12 protein-coding genes and 1 pseudogene are annotated in these 17,913 nt (G+C 64.6%); 6 read left to right on the top strand and 7 right to left on the bottom strand.

The annotated features are described in order from the left end of the window. Positions 1-99 precede the first annotated feature (99 nt). From M1E05_RS03780 to M1E05_RS03760, 5 genes are all read right to left on the bottom strand, one after another. Positions 100-1,131, bottom strand: coding sequence for a metallophosphoesterase family protein (locus tag M1E05_RS03780; RefSeq protein WP_458112108.1), 1,032 nt, complete (start codon positions 1,129-1,131; stop codon positions 100-102). 30 nt (positions 1,132-1,161) lie between these two features. Then, positions 1,162-2,028, bottom strand: coding sequence for a phosphatidylinositol-specific phospholipase C/glycerophosphodiester phosphodiesterase family protein (locus tag M1E05_RS03775; RefSeq protein WP_461164477.1), 867 nt, complete (start codon positions 2,026-2,028; stop codon positions 1,162-1,164). 243 nt (positions 2,029-2,271) lie between these two features. Further along, positions 2,272-3,105 carry a GOLPH3/VPS74 family protein gene (locus M1E05_RS03770; protein WP_461164476.1) on the bottom strand — a complete coding sequence of 278 codons (834 nt, stop codon included), beginning with the start codon at positions 3,103-3,105 and terminating at the stop codon, positions 2,272-2,274. 53 nt (positions 3,106-3,158) lie between these two features. Then, positions 3,159-3,296: a methionine/alanine import family NSS transporter small subunit gene (locus M1E05_RS03765; protein ID WP_258804356.1), complete on the bottom strand. Its 138-nt coding sequence runs from the start codon at positions 3,294-3,296 to the stop codon at positions 3,159-3,161. Continuing rightward, entirely contained in the window at positions 3,293-4,867 is a 1,575-nt protein-coding gene (locus M1E05_RS03760; RefSeq protein WP_461164475.1) for a sodium-dependent transporter, read from the bottom strand. Before M1E05_RS03760 ends, M1E05_RS03765 begins: the two co-directional genes overlap by 4 nt. A 194-nt stretch (positions 4,868-5,061) precedes the next feature. Here M1E05_RS03760 and M1E05_RS03755 point away from each other — a divergent pair. Beyond that, positions 5,062-5,169, top strand: a pseudogene (locus M1E05_RS03755) (helix-turn-helix domain-containing protein); the annotation flags it as partial. Between the two features lie 173 nt (positions 5,170-5,342). On the opposite strand, the gene M1E05_RS03750 reads toward M1E05_RS03755, so the two are convergent. Continuing rightward, a complete protein-coding gene (locus M1E05_RS03750; protein WP_461164474.1) occupies positions 5,343-5,816 on the bottom strand; it encodes an SRPBCC family protein in 474 nt (157 codons plus the stop codon). A gap of 232 nt (positions 5,817-6,048) precedes the next feature. On the opposite strand from M1E05_RS03750, the gene M1E05_RS03745 reads away from it, so the two are divergent. The 5 genes from M1E05_RS03745 to M1E05_RS03725 all read left to right on the top strand — a co-directional run bounded on the left by M1E05_RS03745 (position 6,049) and on the right by M1E05_RS03725 (position 14,179). Then, positions 6,049-7,662 (top strand): phospholipase D family protein, encoded by a 1,614-nt coding sequence (locus M1E05_RS03745; protein ID WP_461164473.1) that lies wholly within the window; start codon positions 6,049-6,051, stop codon positions 7,660-7,662. A gap of 127 nt (positions 7,663-7,789) precedes the next feature. Then, a complete protein-coding gene (locus M1E05_RS03740) occupies positions 7,790-9,439 on the top strand; it encodes a LuxR C-terminal-related transcriptional regulator (protein WP_461164472.1) in 1,650 nt (549 codons plus the stop codon). Positions 9,440-10,110: 671 nt separating this feature from the next. Continuing rightward, entirely contained in the window at positions 10,111-10,485 is a 375-nt protein-coding gene (locus M1E05_RS03735) for a cupin domain-containing protein (protein ID WP_458112115.1), read from the top strand. 152 nt (positions 10,486-10,637) lie between these two features. After that, positions 10,638-11,192 carry a hypothetical protein gene (locus tag M1E05_RS03730; RefSeq protein WP_461164471.1) on the top strand — a complete coding sequence of 185 codons (555 nt, stop codon included), beginning with the start codon at positions 10,638-10,640 and terminating at the stop codon, positions 11,190-11,192. After that, positions 11,189-14,179 carry an ATP-binding cassette domain-containing protein gene (locus tag M1E05_RS03725; protein ID WP_461164470.1) on the top strand — a complete coding sequence of 997 codons (2,991 nt, stop codon included), beginning with the start codon at positions 11,189-11,191 and terminating at the stop codon, positions 14,177-14,179. The genes M1E05_RS03730 and M1E05_RS03725 overlap by 4 nt, the downstream gene beginning before the upstream one ends. On the opposite strand, the gene metH is transcribed toward M1E05_RS03725, so the two are convergent. Beyond that, entirely contained in the window at positions 14,169-17,819 is a 3,651-nt protein-coding gene (gene metH, locus M1E05_RS03720; protein ID WP_461164469.1) for a methionine synthase, read from the bottom strand. The two genes, M1E05_RS03725 and metH, sit on opposite strands and share 11 nt — an antisense overlap. Between the last annotated feature and the right edge of the window lie 94 nt (positions 17,820-17,913).

The following is a 17,913-nucleotide window of genomic DNA, read 5'->3' as shown; positions in this document are numbered from 1 at the left end:
AGGTCAGCGGCTGCCGTGGTGAACCGCTGCGGTGAGCTGCTGCGGTGGGGAACGGACGACGGCGGGAAGCTCCCGCCGTCGTCCGCTTCCGTTTGGTACCTACTGGCTGAAGGGGACCTTCTCCCAGCTCAGGACATCTCCGCCGGCGCTGCTGTTGCCGGACACGCTGAACCTGACGTAGTTGGTGGCGTTCGCGGAGCCGTCCACAGTGATGCGGTGCAGGTCGTCCGCGGCGGGCTGGCCGTAGACATCCAGCCACGGGGACCCCTCCGCCAGCGGCTGGTTCTCGGCAAAGACGTGGCTGTCGCCGTTGATGAGATAGACCGGGCGGTCGAAGCGGTTGGTCTCCTCAATAATGGCCGCAACGATCTCGCGGAAACCGGAGACTAATTCCGGGTTGGCGGAGGCCGCGTTAAGGAGGAAAGGATCGAACATATCGGCCTGAGTCATGAGGACAACGGCTCGGTCGTTGCGGCGCTCGGCGTCAGTAAACGTGCCGCGGATCTGGTCCAGCACAGCATCCGTCCGGTGCTCAACTTCAGCCAACTGCTCGGGCGTGGGTGATGTTTCACCCAGTCCGCTCCACGGCAGGAGGGAATTGTTGCTGCCCTGGATGTTCACCACGGAGAATGCCACGCGGTTCTGGGTGAAGCTGACATTTTCCGGAAGCCCGAGATTGTCCTGGGCCTTAACCGGCATGGTCGCGCCCAAGGTCTTGCCAGGCTCGTCGAAGAAGACTTCCCGCAGCTTGTCCAGCCGTTCCAGCGGGTTGTAGGCTCCGTTGTTGGGGCGGTGGCAGTCCACCCACTCGTTGTCGCCCGGGGTGAAAACCAGCGGGTGCTCAAAGGTGTCGAACTGTGAGCGGATGTTGGCGAAGTACTCGTCTGAGCAAACCGAGGAGCCGTTCTTGATGTCGCCCACGTGGGTGACGAACTTCAGCGCGCTGTCGGCGTTGATGTCCTTTATGCGGGACGGGAACTTTGCGATCTCGGCGTCACCGTAGGGCATGTCGCCGATGACGCCGAAGGTGAAGGCGTCGCTGGTGTCGTCGGCGGCGGCGGGCTGGGACGCAAGGAGGCCGAACGCAAGGACGGCTGCCGCCGTCGTCGTTTTGATGGTCTTTGAGGGCATGGGGATGTACCTGTCTCTGCTGGGATGCGCTTAGGCCGTACGGGCGGTGAGGAACTGCTGCAGCGCCTTGAGGTCATCGGTGTTGATGTGGTCCACTCCGGCGTCGAAGAGTTCATTCCAGACGGCTTCGCGGGCGGCGCCGGGCATATCCGGGGTGGCCCAGAACCGGACGCGGTAGCCGTTGGCGTGAGCCTCCGCCACGTAGGCGTGCAGCTTGGTGCGCTCCGCTTCCGGCATGGGTCCGACGCCCTGCCAGGTGAAGAGCCTGGTCCAGTTGTCGCTGACCAGCGGCATCAGGGCGGCGGGCTTGCCTGAGGTGAGGTCAGCGGAGCGGCCGTCATAGAAGCTGAACCGCTTTTCCTGTGCCTGCATTGTGGCCAGCGGGCGGTTTCCGCTGATGACCGCGGTGACCGGTCCGGTCTTGGTGGTGCCGTTGGTGTAGCGGCTCATGATGTCGCGGTGCTCCGCGAGTTCCTGCTCGATGGCGGCGTACGTAGCCTCGTCTTCGCTCTTGATGTCGATCAGTAGCTGCAGGCTGCCGTCCCACTTCGGGTAGACGCTGTGGCCCTGGTTGCTCCGGACCAGGTCCTGGAGCGGGTCGAGGTAGAGGCTTTCGAGCGTGACGCCGGGCTGGACGTCCTCCAGGTCGTGGGCCACAAGCAGCTCGCCGTCCACCAGCCACACGTCCGCCTCCACACTGGTGAAGCCGTGTTCCAGCGCGTCGAACAGCGGGCGGTCATGCTCATAGTCGTTGTGCGCATGCGCCTGGGCCAGTGGCTGGCCGACGACGACGCTTGCTGGCGCGTGGGCAGCGGAAGGAATCAGCGCCGATGGGGCGGCGATTCCGGTCAAGGAGGTGAGGGCTACAAAGGTTGTGACGGCGCTTTTCAGGAACACGGGGTTCTCCTCGGAACAGCTGGGTCGATTCAGTTCCCACGCGATGGGGGCGCTGCGGGGGTGCTTGAAAAGACTTCCTGCTGTGGAAGAACAGCCATGGCTCCAACGGTTTCGGGACGGTGAACGGGAGGCGTCGTTTGCAGACGGCAGGATGCCTGACCGCGAGCAGCGGACGACGGCGGGAGCCCCGCCGTCGTCCGGTCGTCATTTCGGTGGGCTACTCGGAGGGCAGCAACGCAGGAGTCACAAGGCTGGGGCTTCTTGCTCCGCCAGCCTGATCATACGAAGTTCATCCTCCACCGCACGGGCCGGCCAATAGTCCTTCGCCAGCTCATCTGCCCAGATTCTGTCTGCTTCCGGGAAAAGCTTGTGGAGCAGTCCGGCCGCCTGAAGCAGAGCGATGAGTGCGATAGTCCTGTCATCCGGCGCCGTTGCAGCAGGCTTGGCCGGATCAGGCGCCGTTGCGTCGGGCTTGGCCGGATCAGGCGTCGTGGCGTCGGGCTTGGCCGGATCAGGCGTCGTGGCGTCGGAAGCCCCCGCGTCAGCCGTTCCCTCATCAGTGGCCGCTGTATCCGTGGCGGTTTTATCAGTGGCCTTGGAATCAGACCCCCGGGCCTCGGTGGGCGCGCTGAGTGCCGCTTTGATCTTTTTCAGGATTGCCGCTTCCGGGGAGTGGTCCTTTTCCGGGTACCGCACGGTCCGAAACAGGCCCAGGTGCTTTTCGCCGGCTTGTTCCACGATGCCCAGTGACGCCATTCCCTCATAGACACGCTGCACTTCAGCGCGGTTCTCCAGCATTGAAACCCACCGCTTGGGCGTATGGGGCCGCGATTTGTGGCGGATGAGATCCAGCTCCCGTTGTAAGTCGGTTGTGGGGGTGGTGCCGGTAGACCTGACGTGCTTCCCCTGCAGTTCGATGGCACCAATCTGTTCCAGCTCGGCCAGAATTGCCCCTGCCAAGGTAGTCCTGAGCGCGAACACAGGCACTTCAGGTTTTCCGTCTTTGTCATTTGTGGCCAGAAGGAGGAAGGCCTGGGGGAGGTTCAGTTCCACTGCTTTAGGTGTTTCAGCGTCCATACGACCATGGTGCGCTCGACTGCTGGCCCACACAATGAGGATTTACAATCGCGTCAGAGCTCCCTGGCCGGTTCTTCGGGTAGCGCCCCCTCATCCTCCGGGTGCCGCTTAAGGTTAAGCAACGCCAGCGCCAGGCCTCCCCACACCGTAAGTATGGCGATGATCATCATGGTGATCGCGATGGGTGTCACAGTGCCGTCTCCTTTGCTTCTTCCTCCACCACGGAGTCGTATTCCGGATCGTGATGAGCCTTGGACCTGCTGCTCCAGGGGATGAATGTCAATGCCAGCGCAAGGACCAGCAGGCCCCCGGCCATGCCCCAGCCAAACAGGCCCACGAACCAGGCGGGATAGCCCTCGTAGGTGGTGGAGATCTTGCTGATGAATTCGCTGGACACCATGTAGATCAGGGCCAGCGGCACAACGCCAGCCACCAGCACCATCCAGGACCGGCGCATCTTGATGGTCGAGATCCGGTTCAGATGGGCGGACAGCAGTGGAAGCTTTCGCAAGAACCACGCGATGACCACTACGGTTACCAGCGCCCCAAGCGTAATACCGAAGCTGTTAACGAACGCATCGGAGGTATCCAGCAGGTACAGGCCTGTAGCCGTCGGGAAGAGTGCCAGCGAGACAATAGCCACCAGGCCGCTGACTACGATGGAGGCCTTGATCCGGCCCCATCCGAGTTTGTCCTGCACTGCGGCAACGATGACTTCCAGTACAGAGATCAGCGATGTTACTCCTGCGAACACCAGGGATCCGAAGAACAGTACGCCCATGAATGCCCCGAACGGAGCTTGAGAGACGATGGTGGGGAAGGCCACGAAAGCCAAACCGATCCCCTGCGTCACCACATCATTCACGCCCGCACCCGCGGCCTGCGCCATAAACCCAAGAGCGGCGAAAACACCGATCCCGGCCAGGATCTCGAACCCGGAATTGGCAAAGGCAACCACCATGCCGGAACCCGTGAGATCGGTCCTGCGCTTCAGGTAGGAGGAGTAAGTCACCATGATGCCGTAGCCCACCGATAGCGAAAAGAAGATGTGCCCATAGGCTGCAGCCCAAACGCCCGGGTCAGCCAGCGCCGCCCAGTCGGGGGTAAAGAAGGCGTTGAGGCCTTCTGCCGCGCCGGGAAGGAACAGCGACTGGAGCACCAGCAGGAGGAACATCACCACCAGCAGCGGGAGCAGGATGGAGTTCGCACGTGAGATGCCTTTGCGGATTCCCGCGACCATGATGATGATGACCGCCACCCAGATCAGCAGCAGCGGGAAGAACACGGACGGGACATAACTGAATCCGATACCCGGCGCTTCGGCAACTTGGAGGAAATTCCCGAAGAAGTAGCCCTCGGCGTCGTCACCCCACGCCTCCGTGAAGGAGAAGATGGTGTACATCAGGGACCATGCAATGATCACCGCGTAATAGGCTGCGATGACGAAACAGACAAGTACCTGCCACCACCCCAGTGGTTCCGCGGCCAGATGGAGCCGCCGGTAGGCCAGCGGCGGTGACGCACGGAACTTGTGGCCCACGGCGTAGTCCAGGAACAGCAGCGGGATGCCCGCCGTCAGCAACGCCACAAGGTACGGGATCAGGAACGCCCCGCCGCCGTTGTCATAGGCGATGTACGGGAAGCGCCAGATGTTGCCCAGGCCCACGGCCGAGCCGATGGCGGAAAGGATGAAGAGCCTGCGCGAGGAGAAGGTCTCGCGTCTTACAGGTGCCGATGCGTTGTGTGAGGATATGCTGCTCATTCCGTCACGCCCCAGATTGTCGGGTGCGTTTGTGCCGTGCTGCGGTAGGCACGGCAGGTTTCTGGCCGGTTCATGGGGGACTCGCTCTCAGGTGAAGGTGGACGTCCGTTTCACTGGCTATCTGGGGACTTTACTGCGTATTCTTCGCCTCGCGGAAGCCCTCATCCAAACCGCTAGCCCGAGGGCCCACCACAATGAAGGATGTCGATTCGCGCAGGCTGCGCGTTCTTCTTGCGGTTGCCCGTACGGGCGGGGTTCTTGCCGCGGCTGACGAGCTCGGAATTACGGCCTCGGCCGGCTCCGTCAGTCACGTCGCACGCCTTCTACGGGAAATCGGCTGGGGGCGGTTCGGACGCGCTCGGCATCCTGAACGGCAGTTGAGCCTGTCGAAACCCAGGCTCAACGCCACCTAATGATTTAGGGATATTCTGCCTCGGCGACCCGCCTGACTAGGGAACCCTTATCGCTGGCACTTCTAGAACTGCCCGGTGGGGCCGCTGTCTTTGACTTCACCGCGCCAGCCGCCGGTTTCGGCGCCGCGCGATTCAATGAAGTCCTTGAACTTCCGCATGTCGGCTTTTACCTGCATCTCGTCGATCTTCAGTGCCGCGCCAGCCTTTTCAGTGACGGATTCCGGCGCCCATTCGAAATGGACTTTGACCCTCGTGTGGTTGGCATCCAGGGGCGTAAACCTGATGATGCCGGCATGGGACTTGCCGTCGGTGCTGCGCCAGGCGATCCGGTCGTCAGGCTCTTGGTCAACTATTTCAGTATCGAATTCCCGCTGGACACCACCCACCTTGGTAACCCAGTGGTTGGTGGTGTCGGTCAGTTGGGTTACAGACTCCACACCGGACATGAACTGCGGAAAGGATTCGAACTGGGTCCACTGGTTGTACGCGGTCCGCACCGGTACTGCGACATCAACAGTCTCTTCAACGTGTTCCATCTGATTCCTCCTGTCATGACGGGCGGCCGCAACGACGGACCGGCAGCACGTGCCCTTCTGCAAGTCAGGCAGCCGCCACCTCTGCACGATAAGCCCGGCGGCTGACCGTGTCCAGACCTTCGGAATCCACAAGACGTCGACCGTTACCCGATGACATTGCTCACTACAGTCGTAGGCTATTGAGTAGGCTGGAGCGCCTAATGACCGGCTCGGGTCACGAAGGGAACGACGGGTGAACAGTGATGCTGGTTACTGGTTCTTGAGTGGCGATGAGTGGGGCAATGCAGCCACCGACGTGCACACGGGCGGTGCGGGATCGCCGTCCTGGTCGGAGGGCAATCTCGTGCGGCCCCTGATTCACGGGGTGACCTACTTCGCCCGACTGCATGAGGAGCTGTCGGCTCTTCAGGCGGGAGACCGGGTGTGGTTCACTGACTGGCGTGGCGACGCCGACGAGCGGCTTACGGCGGCTGGGCCGACGATCGGCGAATTGCTGGCGCGGTTAGCCCGAGCGGGGGTGGAAGTGCGCGGCCTGGTCTGGAGATCCCACGGAGAGCGTGTGTCTGCCCCCATGAGCAACCGGTCCAACGAGCTCCTCAGCCGCCAGATCAACGACGCCGGCGGAGAGGTGCTGTTGGATCAGCGGGTGCGCCTCTTCGGCTGCCATCACCAGAAGCTGTTCGTCATCCGCAGTGACAGTGACCCCTCGAGGGACGTTGCGTTCGTTGGGGGAATCGACCTTTCCCACAGCCGCCGGGACGACGCCGATCACGCGGGAGACCCGCAGGCGGTAGACATGGATCCGCGGTACGGGAAACAACCTCCGTGGCACGATGCCGCCCTCGAACTGCGCGGCCCTGTTGTGGCAGATGTGCTGGAGTTGTTCGCGGAAAGGTGGAATGACCCCCATCCCCTGGACCATCGCACACCGTACCGGATGCTGCTGCAACGGTTGGCGGATATGCCCCGGCACCCCGAACCCCTCCCGGAGACAGCGCCGCCGCCACCACCGGCTGGTCCTCACGCTGTGCAGCTGCTGCGCACCTACGGCGTGAAGCGTCCGCCGTTCCCATTCGCACCCGAGGGTGAGCGGAGCGTTGCCCGGGCCTACACGAAAGCTTTCGCCCTGGCCCGCTCTTTGATTTACATCGAGGACCAGTACCTGTGGTCGGCTGAGGTGGCAGCCGGAATCGCCGCGGCCCTCGAACAGAACCCCGGGTTGAACGTGATCGCAGTGGTACCCCGCTACCCGGACTCCGATGGTCCGCTCGCAGGGCCACCCAACCGGCTCGGGCAACTGCGCGCCATCGAAACGATAAGCCGCGTTGCACCCGGCAGGTTCGGCGTGTTCAATCTGGAGAACACAGCCGGGACACCCATCTATGTCCATGCCAAGATCTGCATCATCGACGACACCTGGTTCACGTGCGGATCGGACAACTTCAACCGCCGGTCCTGGACCACGGACAGCGAGCTTACCTGCGCGGTTATCGACACCACTGCCGGTGAGCAGGAAGCATCCGGCGCAGACACTGGTCCCGGGGCTTCCCGTACTTTGGCCCAGGGACTCCGGCTCCGGCTCTGGGCCGAACACCTGGGCCTCGACCAGAGTGACCCCCGGCTCCACGCTCCGGAGGACGGCCTCGGCCTTTGGAAAGCCGCCGCCGACGCTCTGGACGATTGGCACAAAACCGGCCGCCGCTCGCCCCGGCCCAAGGGACACGTGCGCCACCACAGTACAGAACCGGTTTCGCGCCTTCAGCGCCTCTGGGCTGGTCCTGCAAACCGGTTTCTTGTGGACCCGGACGGCCGCTCCCGGAAGATGCGGGGCACAACTAAGTTCTAGGCAAGCAACCCAGTTCTAGGCAGGGACAAAGATCTCACGGCGAGCGTACAGCTGGCACGGGGTGAGGCACCGAATTCCGCGACTGAGGGGGCTATGAGTGCAACGCCGCTGAGCGCAGAATGAATTCATGGTGGATGCCGCAGTGTCTGAGGGTCTTGAGGAGGGTGAGCGCCTTCTCTCGTCTACCGAGTGGGCGGCTGCGGCTTCGGCGTTTGAATCCGTGCTGGCCATCGATGACGAACCGGCGGCGCATGATGGCTTGGGACGTGCATTGTGGTGGCTTCGCGATGTTGACCGGGCCATTGCTGAGCGCACGGCGGCTTACGCCGGTTTTCGCAGCCTCGGACAGGATGCGCGTGCCTTCCGGGCGGCAGTGTGGTTGGCGCGTGAGTATGCGGAGGTAATGGGCAGGGAGCCGGTCAGCCGCGGTTGGTTTGCCCGTGCCGAGAGTCTTGCATCCCGGCTGCCCGACGGTGCCGAGGTCGGTTGGTTGGCCGTCACTCGGGGCCTATTGCTGGCCGACCCGGCAATGGCGCGGGAGGACGCCGGGGCGGCGCTGAGAGTTGCGCGCAGCTTGGGGGATCCGGATCTTGAGGCGACGGCCCTGGCGCTCCTCGGACTTGGGACCATCGCGGCCGGTGACGTCTCGGACGGGATGACGCTCGTTGACGAGGCGATGGTGGTCGTTACCGCGGGGGAACTTCACGACAAGATGGTTTTCGGCGATGTGTGCTGCATGGTCACGCGGGCCAGCGAAGAGGCCTGTGATGCCTCCCGGTTGAGCCAATGGAACAAGATCGTCCTGCGCTTCATGCAACGCACGGGCCACCTTACGCTGCTCCAATTTTGCGGTACCTGCTGCGCTGAGATTTTCTTGGCCGCCGGTGACATCGCAAGCGCCGAGGGCTGGCTCACCAAGACACTGCACGAACTGGATCAGGCCGGCCACCGCGCACGTTGCGTACACCCGGCAGCCAAATTGGCTGAATTGCGCCTGCTTCAGGGCCGCGTGGAGGATGCAAGCCGGCTGCTCGCGGGCTTCGAAGATCGCCCCGATGCATTGCTCGCGACGGCGGCAATCCGCTTAGCTGCCGGTGACACAGCCGCGGCGGCCGCATTGTTGCATCGCCGCATCCATCACATCGTGGGCGGCCTTCTGGCCGTCCCGTTCCTCGCGCTGCTTGCCGAGGTCCAGATGGCACAAGGCGACGCTGGCCAAGCATTGGAAACGGCCAAGCGTCTTGACGAGGTTGCTGGCGAAACTCATTGGCCGAGGGCAATCGGGGCGTCGCACCTTACGGCCGGCCGCGTCGCAGCCTATGTTGGGAACATTGCCGCGGCCCAGGAGCGGCTCGACTCAGCCATCGCCGTCTTCGGTGAACTCAACATGCCGCTCGAGGCCGCCCGTGCGCGGCTGTCACTGGCGGAAGCCCTGCGTGAATTGGACCGCGAGGTCGCCGTACACGAGGCAGGTGTGGCCCTGGCAGTGTTCGACGAGGCGGGTGCCGCAGGCATGGCTGACAAGGCTGCAGCGCTTCTACGCGTACTGGGTGGCCCCGCTCGGACGGGCCCCAAGGCTTTTGGCTTACTCTCACGGCGCGAACGCGAGGTGCTCGAGCTGCTCGCCGAAGCCAAGACGAACGCCGAAATCGGGGACCGCCTGTTCATCAGCGCCAAGACCGTCGAACACCATGTGAGCAACATCCTCGCCAAGCTGCATTTGCGCAGCCGCGTCGAAGCCGCAGGGTTCGCCCTGCGCGGCTCCCGCCCTGAATAGGGCGATAAATAGGGGGTACCCCCCATCCTTTCCTCCCGCCGTCGACGCATTCTTGGAGTGTCAGAGAGTCACCACGGCAGGAGGCGCGGAATGAAGCATCAACGAACAGCCGGCAACGTCCTCACACAGGAAGTGGCGGTCACTGTCAGTGAGCACAGCACGGCCCCTGCATACGTAGTCTTCGATGTCCTCACCAATTTGCCTGGACATCTCCAGAGGGGAGGAGCCGAGGCATCCACGCTTCTGTCTATGGCTGCTCCGGAGGGACAAGCATCCGCCGGAACCGAGTTCATCTCCACGGCTGAGGACCGAATCTGCCGAATCCGAAACGCGTCTGTGGTAACGGAAGCCGTTCGGCCATTGAGGTTTGAGCAGGTCGCCGAGTCCGCCTTGGTGTCAAAGAAGGACGGGACGACGGCGGACTGGGTCCTGGTGCACCGCAACGAAATCGAGACGGACGGAAGCCAGAGCAACGTCACCTACACGTGCCGGCTGGTCCGAGTGACTGGGCTGCCTGGCCTATTGGCAATGTTCGGCATCCCTGTCCTGCGATCAATCGCCTCGGTTGAATGGGCGCGGGCAAGTCGAGCCGGACTGCGGCGCCTCATGGCGGCAGCGGAAAGCGCAGTGCAGGATGATCCTGCGCCAACAAAAAAGGAAGGAACAAGACGATGGCAAAGCTTACGATTGACGATCAGACCGCCCGCGTCGAGCGCATGACAGGCTACGAGGGCCGTTACCGGGAGGAAGACGGATACACGATCGCCTTCGAAAAGTTCGAAGACGGAGGCGACTTCACTCCGTTTTATAAGGGCCTGCCGGATGACCGGTGCCAAAGCCACCACTGGGGATACGTTGTGAAGGGCCGGCTCATCATGCACATGCCTGCCGGAGACGAGATCATAGAAGCAGGAGAGGCGTATTACACGCCTCCGGGACATACCGATGAGCTTGATCCCGGGACGGTTCTGGTGGAGTTCAGCCCGACGGAGGAACTGGCACGGACTTTGGCAGTAGTGTCGCAGAACCTTGAGGAAGCGGGCTAAACCGTCAGCGGCAGCGCTCCCGGCCAGCATTGACTATACGCTCTGGCCGGGAGTTCGGTAATCTGCACCGCATGGCATAACCACGCGGTGCACTGACGTCACACAACGGGACCGCATCCGGATCCTGACAGGCAAAGCCCTACCCTTAACACGTGTCTTTCACTAACATTCGTACCGCCGCCGCGAGCTCCCTCGCCGCCGCAGGTCTCCTGCTTGCTCTCGCCGCCTGTTCAGCACCGGCCGCCTCCCAGTCAACTACCTCCGCACCAGCTTCCCCGGCAGCCACAACCAGCGCCGCCGCCGGGCCCTGCACCGGCGTGAAGGTCATCGTCGACTCCGGCTCCCTGAAACAAGCCGCCGCTGATACGTCCGTCTGTGTCCCCGTGGACGCACCGACCCTCGCTTCCGAGGTGCTCGACGAGGCAAAGGTGAAAACCGAGGGCACCACCGAATATCCGAAGGAACTGGTGTGCCGCGTAAACGGTGTGCCCGCCGCTGACTTCGACATCGTCCACAAGGGCGGAACGTACAAGGAAGAATGCGGCAAGATGCCCGCCGCGTTTGCCTACTGGGCTCTCTGGGTTAAGCCGGCCACCGGTGACTGGGCCTACGCCCAGGAAGGCCTCACCACCCTGAAGGTGAGCCCGGGCGAGAGCCTGGAACTGCTGTTCACGGTCGACGGCGCACCGGCCACCCCCTCGGCATGATCTTTCGACCCGCGCCGTTACGGGCAGCGGCGGTTCTCGCCGTCGTCTTCATCGCGGCGCGGGTCATCTACCGCATCCTCTTCAACGGAGCGGACACCGGCGAGCCGGTTCTGCTCAACCTGGCGCCGGTGCCGCTGCCTGCCCCCTACGCCCATGTGGTCCTTCTGGGTCCAGTCACGGCGCCTGGGCTGTGGGCCGCGGTCCTGTCCGCCCTGCCGATTGCCGGGATAATCCTCGCTTTCGGCATCCTCAACGCCTGGGTCGACATAGCCCGCGGCTTCGTGCGCCTGGCCCGCGGCGGCCCCATGCAGGGCATTGCCCGAATGCTTGTGGTGGCTTGGGCGGCGCTCCCAGCGCTTTCCGACGCCGTCACCTCCGTGCGCCTGGCCTTTCGGCTGCGGGGCGAACGCTTCGGGGCACGCGCCCTCATTCCCGTGCTCGAGCGCACCCTTGAGCACGCCAGCCGGGTTGCAGCGGCCCTGGAGCTACGCGGCTTCGGGAGCCGGGCAAACCACCAACCCACGCGAGGTATCGAAGCCCCGGTTCTCGTCCGGGACGCTCAATTCCGCATAGGTGACGCCCAGGTACACGTCACTGAATTCACGCCGTCGAGCGGGTCAATTACGGTCATTACCGGGCCGACCGGCTCCGGCAAGTCCACCATTCTGCGAGGTATAGCCGGCCTCCTCTCCCACGTTGACGGCGGAGAAATCTCCGGCACCGTGAGCGTCGCCGGAGCGGACCGCGCCACCACACCGCCGCGCGATACCGCCCGCTTCATTGGCGTCGTCTTGCAGAATCCACGTGCCGCCTTCGCCAGCACTCGCGTCCGGGACGAAATCGCCCTCGCGCTCGAGCTGCGCGGCATGGCATCCGGCAGGGTCAAGGCCCGGGTGCTCGAGGTCGCCGAGAGTATCGGGGTGGCGGCGCTACTGGACCGGAAGGTCAGCACCCTCTCGGCCGGTGAGGCAACGCTCGTAGCCATCGCCGCAGCGGTGGTGGACCAGCCGGCCCTGCTTCTGGTTGACGAGCCCCTGGCCGATCTTGATACCTCAGCACGGCGCCACGTCATCGCAGTACTCGACGCCCTCGCCCACGATGCCGGTGTCTGCGTCATAGTGGCAGAGCACCGGGCGGAGCCGCTGGTACCCGTTGCCGACTCGTGGTGGACCATCGACGACGGCGCCCTGTTTCCGGGTGCCGCGCCAGCCGCACCTTCGCACTCTCTTGATGTGCGCCCGACGCCGGCACAGCCAGCCGAGCTCGTCCCTGTGCTGACTGCAACGAAGCTCGCGGTGCACCGCAAGGGCAACCCGCTCGTGCGCAGCGCATCCCTGACGCTGAACCGCGGCGAAGTGGTTGCTTTGGTGGGGCCGAACGGTGCCGGGAAGTCGTCCCTCCTGGTGGCGCTCGCCCTTGGTGAAGGCACCGGTAGTGAAGGCACCGGCGGTAAAGGCAAGGGGGGTGAAGGAAGGGTCGACGGCGGGACGCTCGACGGCGGCCGGGTCGCCCTCGTCCCGGATGCTTCGGACGACCTCTTCACGAGAGATACCGTCGCAGGAGAGCTCCGCGCGGCCGACCGGCGTCAGGCACGCGCTGCGCGTAGGTCCGGGCGTAGGTCCGGACGTAAGGCCGGGCGTCAAGAAGGGTGGCAATGGGGCCGGGGTCACTCAGACCGGCATCACCCGGACGGTGACCGGCTTGCCCCAATGCCTGCGGCGTCACGCCTTGCCCTTTTGCGTGGAGACGTCAGCATTCCCATCGGCCACGAGCATCCCCGGGACCTTTCTGCAGGCGAGCGCAGGATTCTTGCCATCGCACTCCAGACCATGGACGACCCCCAAGTACTCCTGATCGATGAGCCCACCCGCGGACTCGATCCTGCAGCGCGCGCAGCAGTCTCGGGGGCGCTCCGAGCCGCAGCGGACGCCGGTGCAGCAGTCCTGATCGCCACTCACGACCACGACTTTGCCTACGACCTCGGCGCCCGGATCCTTCCGATGAGTGACGGCGTCGCGCCCGCACCCATGGCAGCGCCGTCTTCTGTGGTTGTGCCCTCTTCAGTGCAAGAAGCGGCCCCGGCCAATGCGGCCGCGGTCCAGCGCATCTCAGCACCACGGTTCAGTGACGAACCAACAGACTCCCAGGGCGCGCAAAGACGTCACCACATCCGGATGCCGCGGGGTATCGAGCTCGCAGTTCTTGCAGCTGCCAACATTCTGGCCCTCTCAGCATTCTGCTGGCCGTTGCTGGCCGCGGCCCTGCCGGAGGATGCGGCAGCGGCACTCCCCTACGCGGCACTGGCCATTGCGCCGATCGCCGTCGTTGCAATCGTCGTGTCCCTGGACGGTTCCGTCCGCTCGGCCCACACGGTGGCGTTGCTCGGCGTCCTGGCCGCCGTCGGCTCGGCAATACGTGTCGCGAGTACCGGCGTCGGGGGCGTGGAGGCGGTCTTTATCCTGCTGATCCTGGCTGGCCGGGCCTTCGGCCCCCGTTTCGGGCTGCTCCTTGGTGCGGCCACCATCGCCGTATCCAGTGCGTTGTGGAGTGGGATCGGGCCTTGGACGCCGTTCCAGATCTTCGCGTGTGCGTGGGTGGGCGCCGGGGCCGGCCTGCTCCCCCGCCGGGTTCGTGGCAAAGCCGAACTGTGGATGCTGTGCGGCTACGGCATCGTCGCGTCGTACTTGTTCGGCCTGCTGACCAACCTGTGGTTCTGGCCGTTCGCGGTAGGCGCGGGAACCGGCATCTCCTACGTGCCCGGCGCTCCGCTGAGCACCAACCTCAGCAGCTTCCTGCTCTACTCGCTGGTGACGTCGACGGCGGGCTGGGACACCCTGCGTGCCATCACCACCGTCGTGGGAATCGCTGTAGTGGGGCGCGCCATTCTCGCCGCGTTCCGGCGGGTGAAGCCGGTCTCCAACGTGGCCAGTCAGGCCGCGAAGGCTTCATCCACCCACGCCAGGGACGGGCTTCAACTCACACCTTGAAGTACTTCGCCTCCGGGTGGTGGAACACGAACGCGTCCGTGGACTGTTCAGGGTGCAGCATCAGCTCGTCACTGAGGATCACGCCCATCCGCTCGGGTTTCAGCAACTCCGTCACCTTGCGGCGGTCCTCCATGTCCGGGCACGCGGGGTATCCGAGCGAGAAGCGGGCACCGCGGTAATCCAGCTTGAAGTACCCTGCCTTGTCCTTGGGCTCCTCGGCTGCAAAACCCAGCTCGGTGCGGATCCGGGCGTGCCAGAACTCCGCCAGCGCCTCGGTGAGCTGCATTACCAGGCCGTTGAGCTCGTAGTAGTCGCGGTAGTGGTTGCCGGCGAACAGCTTGGAAGTCACCTCTTCGATCTTCGAGCCGGCGGTGACCAGCTGCACCGGAAGCACGTCGATCTGGCCCGATTCACGCGAGCGCACGAAGTCGGCCAGGCACAGGTGCCGGTCCCGGCGCTGGCGAGGGAAGTCGAAACGCAGCCGTTCGGTGCCGATCGGACCGCCTGAACCGCCGTCGGGGGCGAGAAGTCCCGCGGTGCCGAGGACGCCGTCGCGATCCTCGCCGTGGTGCAGCACCACCACCTGTTCCCCTTCGGAGACCACCGGGAAATAGCCATAGGCGACGGACGCATCAAGCATTCCCTCGCCGAGGATGCGGTCCAGCCAGTACCGCAGTCGCGGCCGGCCCTCGAGTTCCACCAGTTCCTCGTAGGAGGCGCCGTCGTCGCCGCGGCCGGGCTTGAGCCCCCATTGCCCCATGAAGGTGGCGCGCTCGTCGAGGAAGGCAGCGTAGTCGTGGAGCGCAACGCCGCGCACGATGCGCGTGCCCCAGAACGGCGGCGTCGGAACGAGGTTGTCGGAGACGACGTCGGAACGCCCGGGCATCGCCTCAGGCTCCGTCACCGTGAACTTCGCGCCTCCCTTATGGATCCGCTTCTTCAGCGGCGGAAGGCCGACGTCGTCCGGCGACTCGCCGCGGGCGACGCGGACCAGCGGCTCCATCAGTGAGAGGCCCTCGAAGGCGTCCTTGGCGTAGCGCACCACGCCATCAAACTGCTCGGCCAGGTCCTGCTCCACGTAGGCGCGGGTCAGGGCTGCACCGCCGAGGATGATGGGCCACTTCTTCGCCAGGCCACGGGACTGCAGCTCCGCGAGGTTCTCCTTCATCACCACGGTGGACTTCACCAGCAGGCCGGACATGCCGATCACGTCAGCGTTGTGCTCCTCTGCTGCGGCCATGATCTCGGCGATCCCCTGCTTGATGCCGATGTTGATGACCTTGTAGCCGTTGTTGGTGAGGATGATGTCCACCAGATTCTTGCCGATGTCGTGCACGTCGCCGCGCACGGTGGCGATCACCATGGTGCCCTTGCCCGATGCGTCCGACTTCTCCATGTGCGGCTCAAGCAGGGCGACGGCGTTCTTCATCACCTCGGCGGACTGCAGCACGAACGGCAGCTGCATCTCGCCGGCGCCGAAGCGCTCGCCCACCACTTTCATACCCTCGAGCAGGTTGTCGTTGATGATGCCGAGCGGGGTCATTCCCTCGGAGCGCGCCAGGTCGAGGTCCGCTTCCAGGCCCTTGCCTTCGCCGTCGATGATGCGCCGCTCCAGGCGCGCACCGGTGGGTAGCGCAGCAAGTTCCGCGGCGCGCTGGTCCTTGAGCGCTGCAGTGTCGACGCCGGCGAACAGGTCCAGCATGATGGCCAGGGGGTCGTACGTGACGTTGCCGTCGGCGTCGTATTCGCGGCGGTCATAGACGAGGTCCAGGGCCACCTTGCGCTGCTCCTCCGGCAGCGACGCGAGCGGCACAATCTTGGCGGCGTCGATGATGCCACTGGACAGGCCCGCCTGCACGGCCTCGTGCAGGAACACCGAGTTCAGGACCATGCGCGCTGCCGGGTTCAGGCCGAAGGACACGTTGGAGACGCCCAGCGTGGTGTTGATGCCCGGGTACTTCGTGGTGATCTGGCGGATGGCCTCGATCGTTTCGATGCCATCCCGGCGCGTCTCTTCCTGGCCGGTGGCGACAGGGAAGGTCAGGGCGTCGACGATGATGTCCTCGACGCGCATCCCCCATTCGCCCACCAGGGCATCGACGAGGCGGGAGGCGATGGCCACCTTGCCCTCGGTGGTGCGTGCCTGGCCCTGCTCGTCGATGGTCAGGGCGATCACGGCGGTTCCGTGTTCCTTGACGAGCGGCATGATGCGCGCGAAGCGGCTGGTGGGGCCGTCGCCGTCCTCATAGTTGACGGAGTTGACCACAGGACGGCCGCCGATGTGTTCGAGCCCGGCCTGAAGTACGGCCGGTTCGGTGGAGTCCATGACCAGCGGGAGCGTTGAGGCCGACGCGAAACGGGAGACGATCTCCTTCATGTCGGCCACGCCGTCGCGTCCCACATAGTCGATGCACACGTCCAGCAGGTGCGCGCCAACACGGACCTGCTCGCGGGCGATATCGACGCAATCGTCCCAGCGCTCTTCGAGCATCGCCTGGCGGAACGCCTTCGAACCGTTGGCGTTGGTGCGCTCACCGATGGCGAGGTAGGACAGCTCCTGGTCAAAGTTCACGTGGTGGTAGAGGGACGCGATGCCCGCTTCCCTCTCGGTGGGAACGCGGGCGCCGTCGGCGGCCCGCCCGCCGCTGGCGACCGAGGCGCCGTTCCGGAAGGGAGCAAGACGTTCGACGACGGCGGCCATGTGCTCCGGCGTCGTACCGCAACATCCGCCGATGAGGCCTAGGCCGAATTCCCGTACGAACTGCTCGTGCGCGGTGGCGAGTTCGCTTGGCGACAGGGGGTAGTGCGCGCCGTTCGGACCAAGCACTGGCAGGCCGGCGTTGGGCATGCAGGCGATGGCGACGGAGGACTGCTTGGAGAGGTGGCGAAGGTGCTCGCTCATCTCGTCCGGCCCGGTGGCACAGTTCAGGCCGATGGCGTCGACGCCGAGCGGCTCGAGCGCAGTAAGCGCCGCACCGATCTCGGACCCCATCAGCATGGTTCCGGTGGTCTCGACGGTCACCTCGACGAAGATCGGGAGCCGGATGCCGCGGGTGACGATGGCCTGCTTGCAGCCGTTGACCGCGGCTTTGGTCTGCAGGAGGTCCTGGCTGGTCTCGATGAGGAAGGCGTCCGCTCCGCCGTCGATGAGGCCCTCGGCCTGCAGGGCGAAGGTCTGCTTGAGGTAGTCGTAGCTGGTGTGCCCGAGGCTGGGGAGCTTGGTGCCCGGTCCCATCGAGCCCAGGACCCAGCGCATGCGCCCGTCTGTTTTCTCTGCCGCTTCGGCGCGGTCGCGGGCGATTTCCGCGCCTTTACGTGCCAGCTCTTCGATGCGGTCGTCGATGCCGTAGTCGGAGAGGTTGGACCAGTTGGCGCCGAAGGTATTGGTTTCCACTGCGTCGATACCTGTGGCGAAGTAGGCGTCGTGGATGTCCGCGAGGACATCCGGCCGGGTGTGGTTGAGGATCTCGTTGCAGCCTTCGAGCCCCAGGAAGTCTTCCTCGAGCGAGAGTTCCCGGCCCTGCAGCATGGTGCCCATCGCGCCGTCGGCAATGACGACCCGGTGGTTCACGGCATCCAGGAGCTCCTGTGAACGGACGGGACGGGGGACGGAGTCTATATCAAGCGCAAAACGAGGCATCTAAACAGATTACGGGGGCGGCCCGAAATGTTGCGCTGTGTTTCTGTGTACTACGACGGCGGGAGGGGCGGTCGGGGCGGGGCGCGCGGTACGC

The sequence above is a fragment of the Arthrobacter sp. R4-81 genome (genome assembly GCF_054792365.1).
This window is presented reverse-complemented; position numbering and strand designations above follow the sequence as displayed.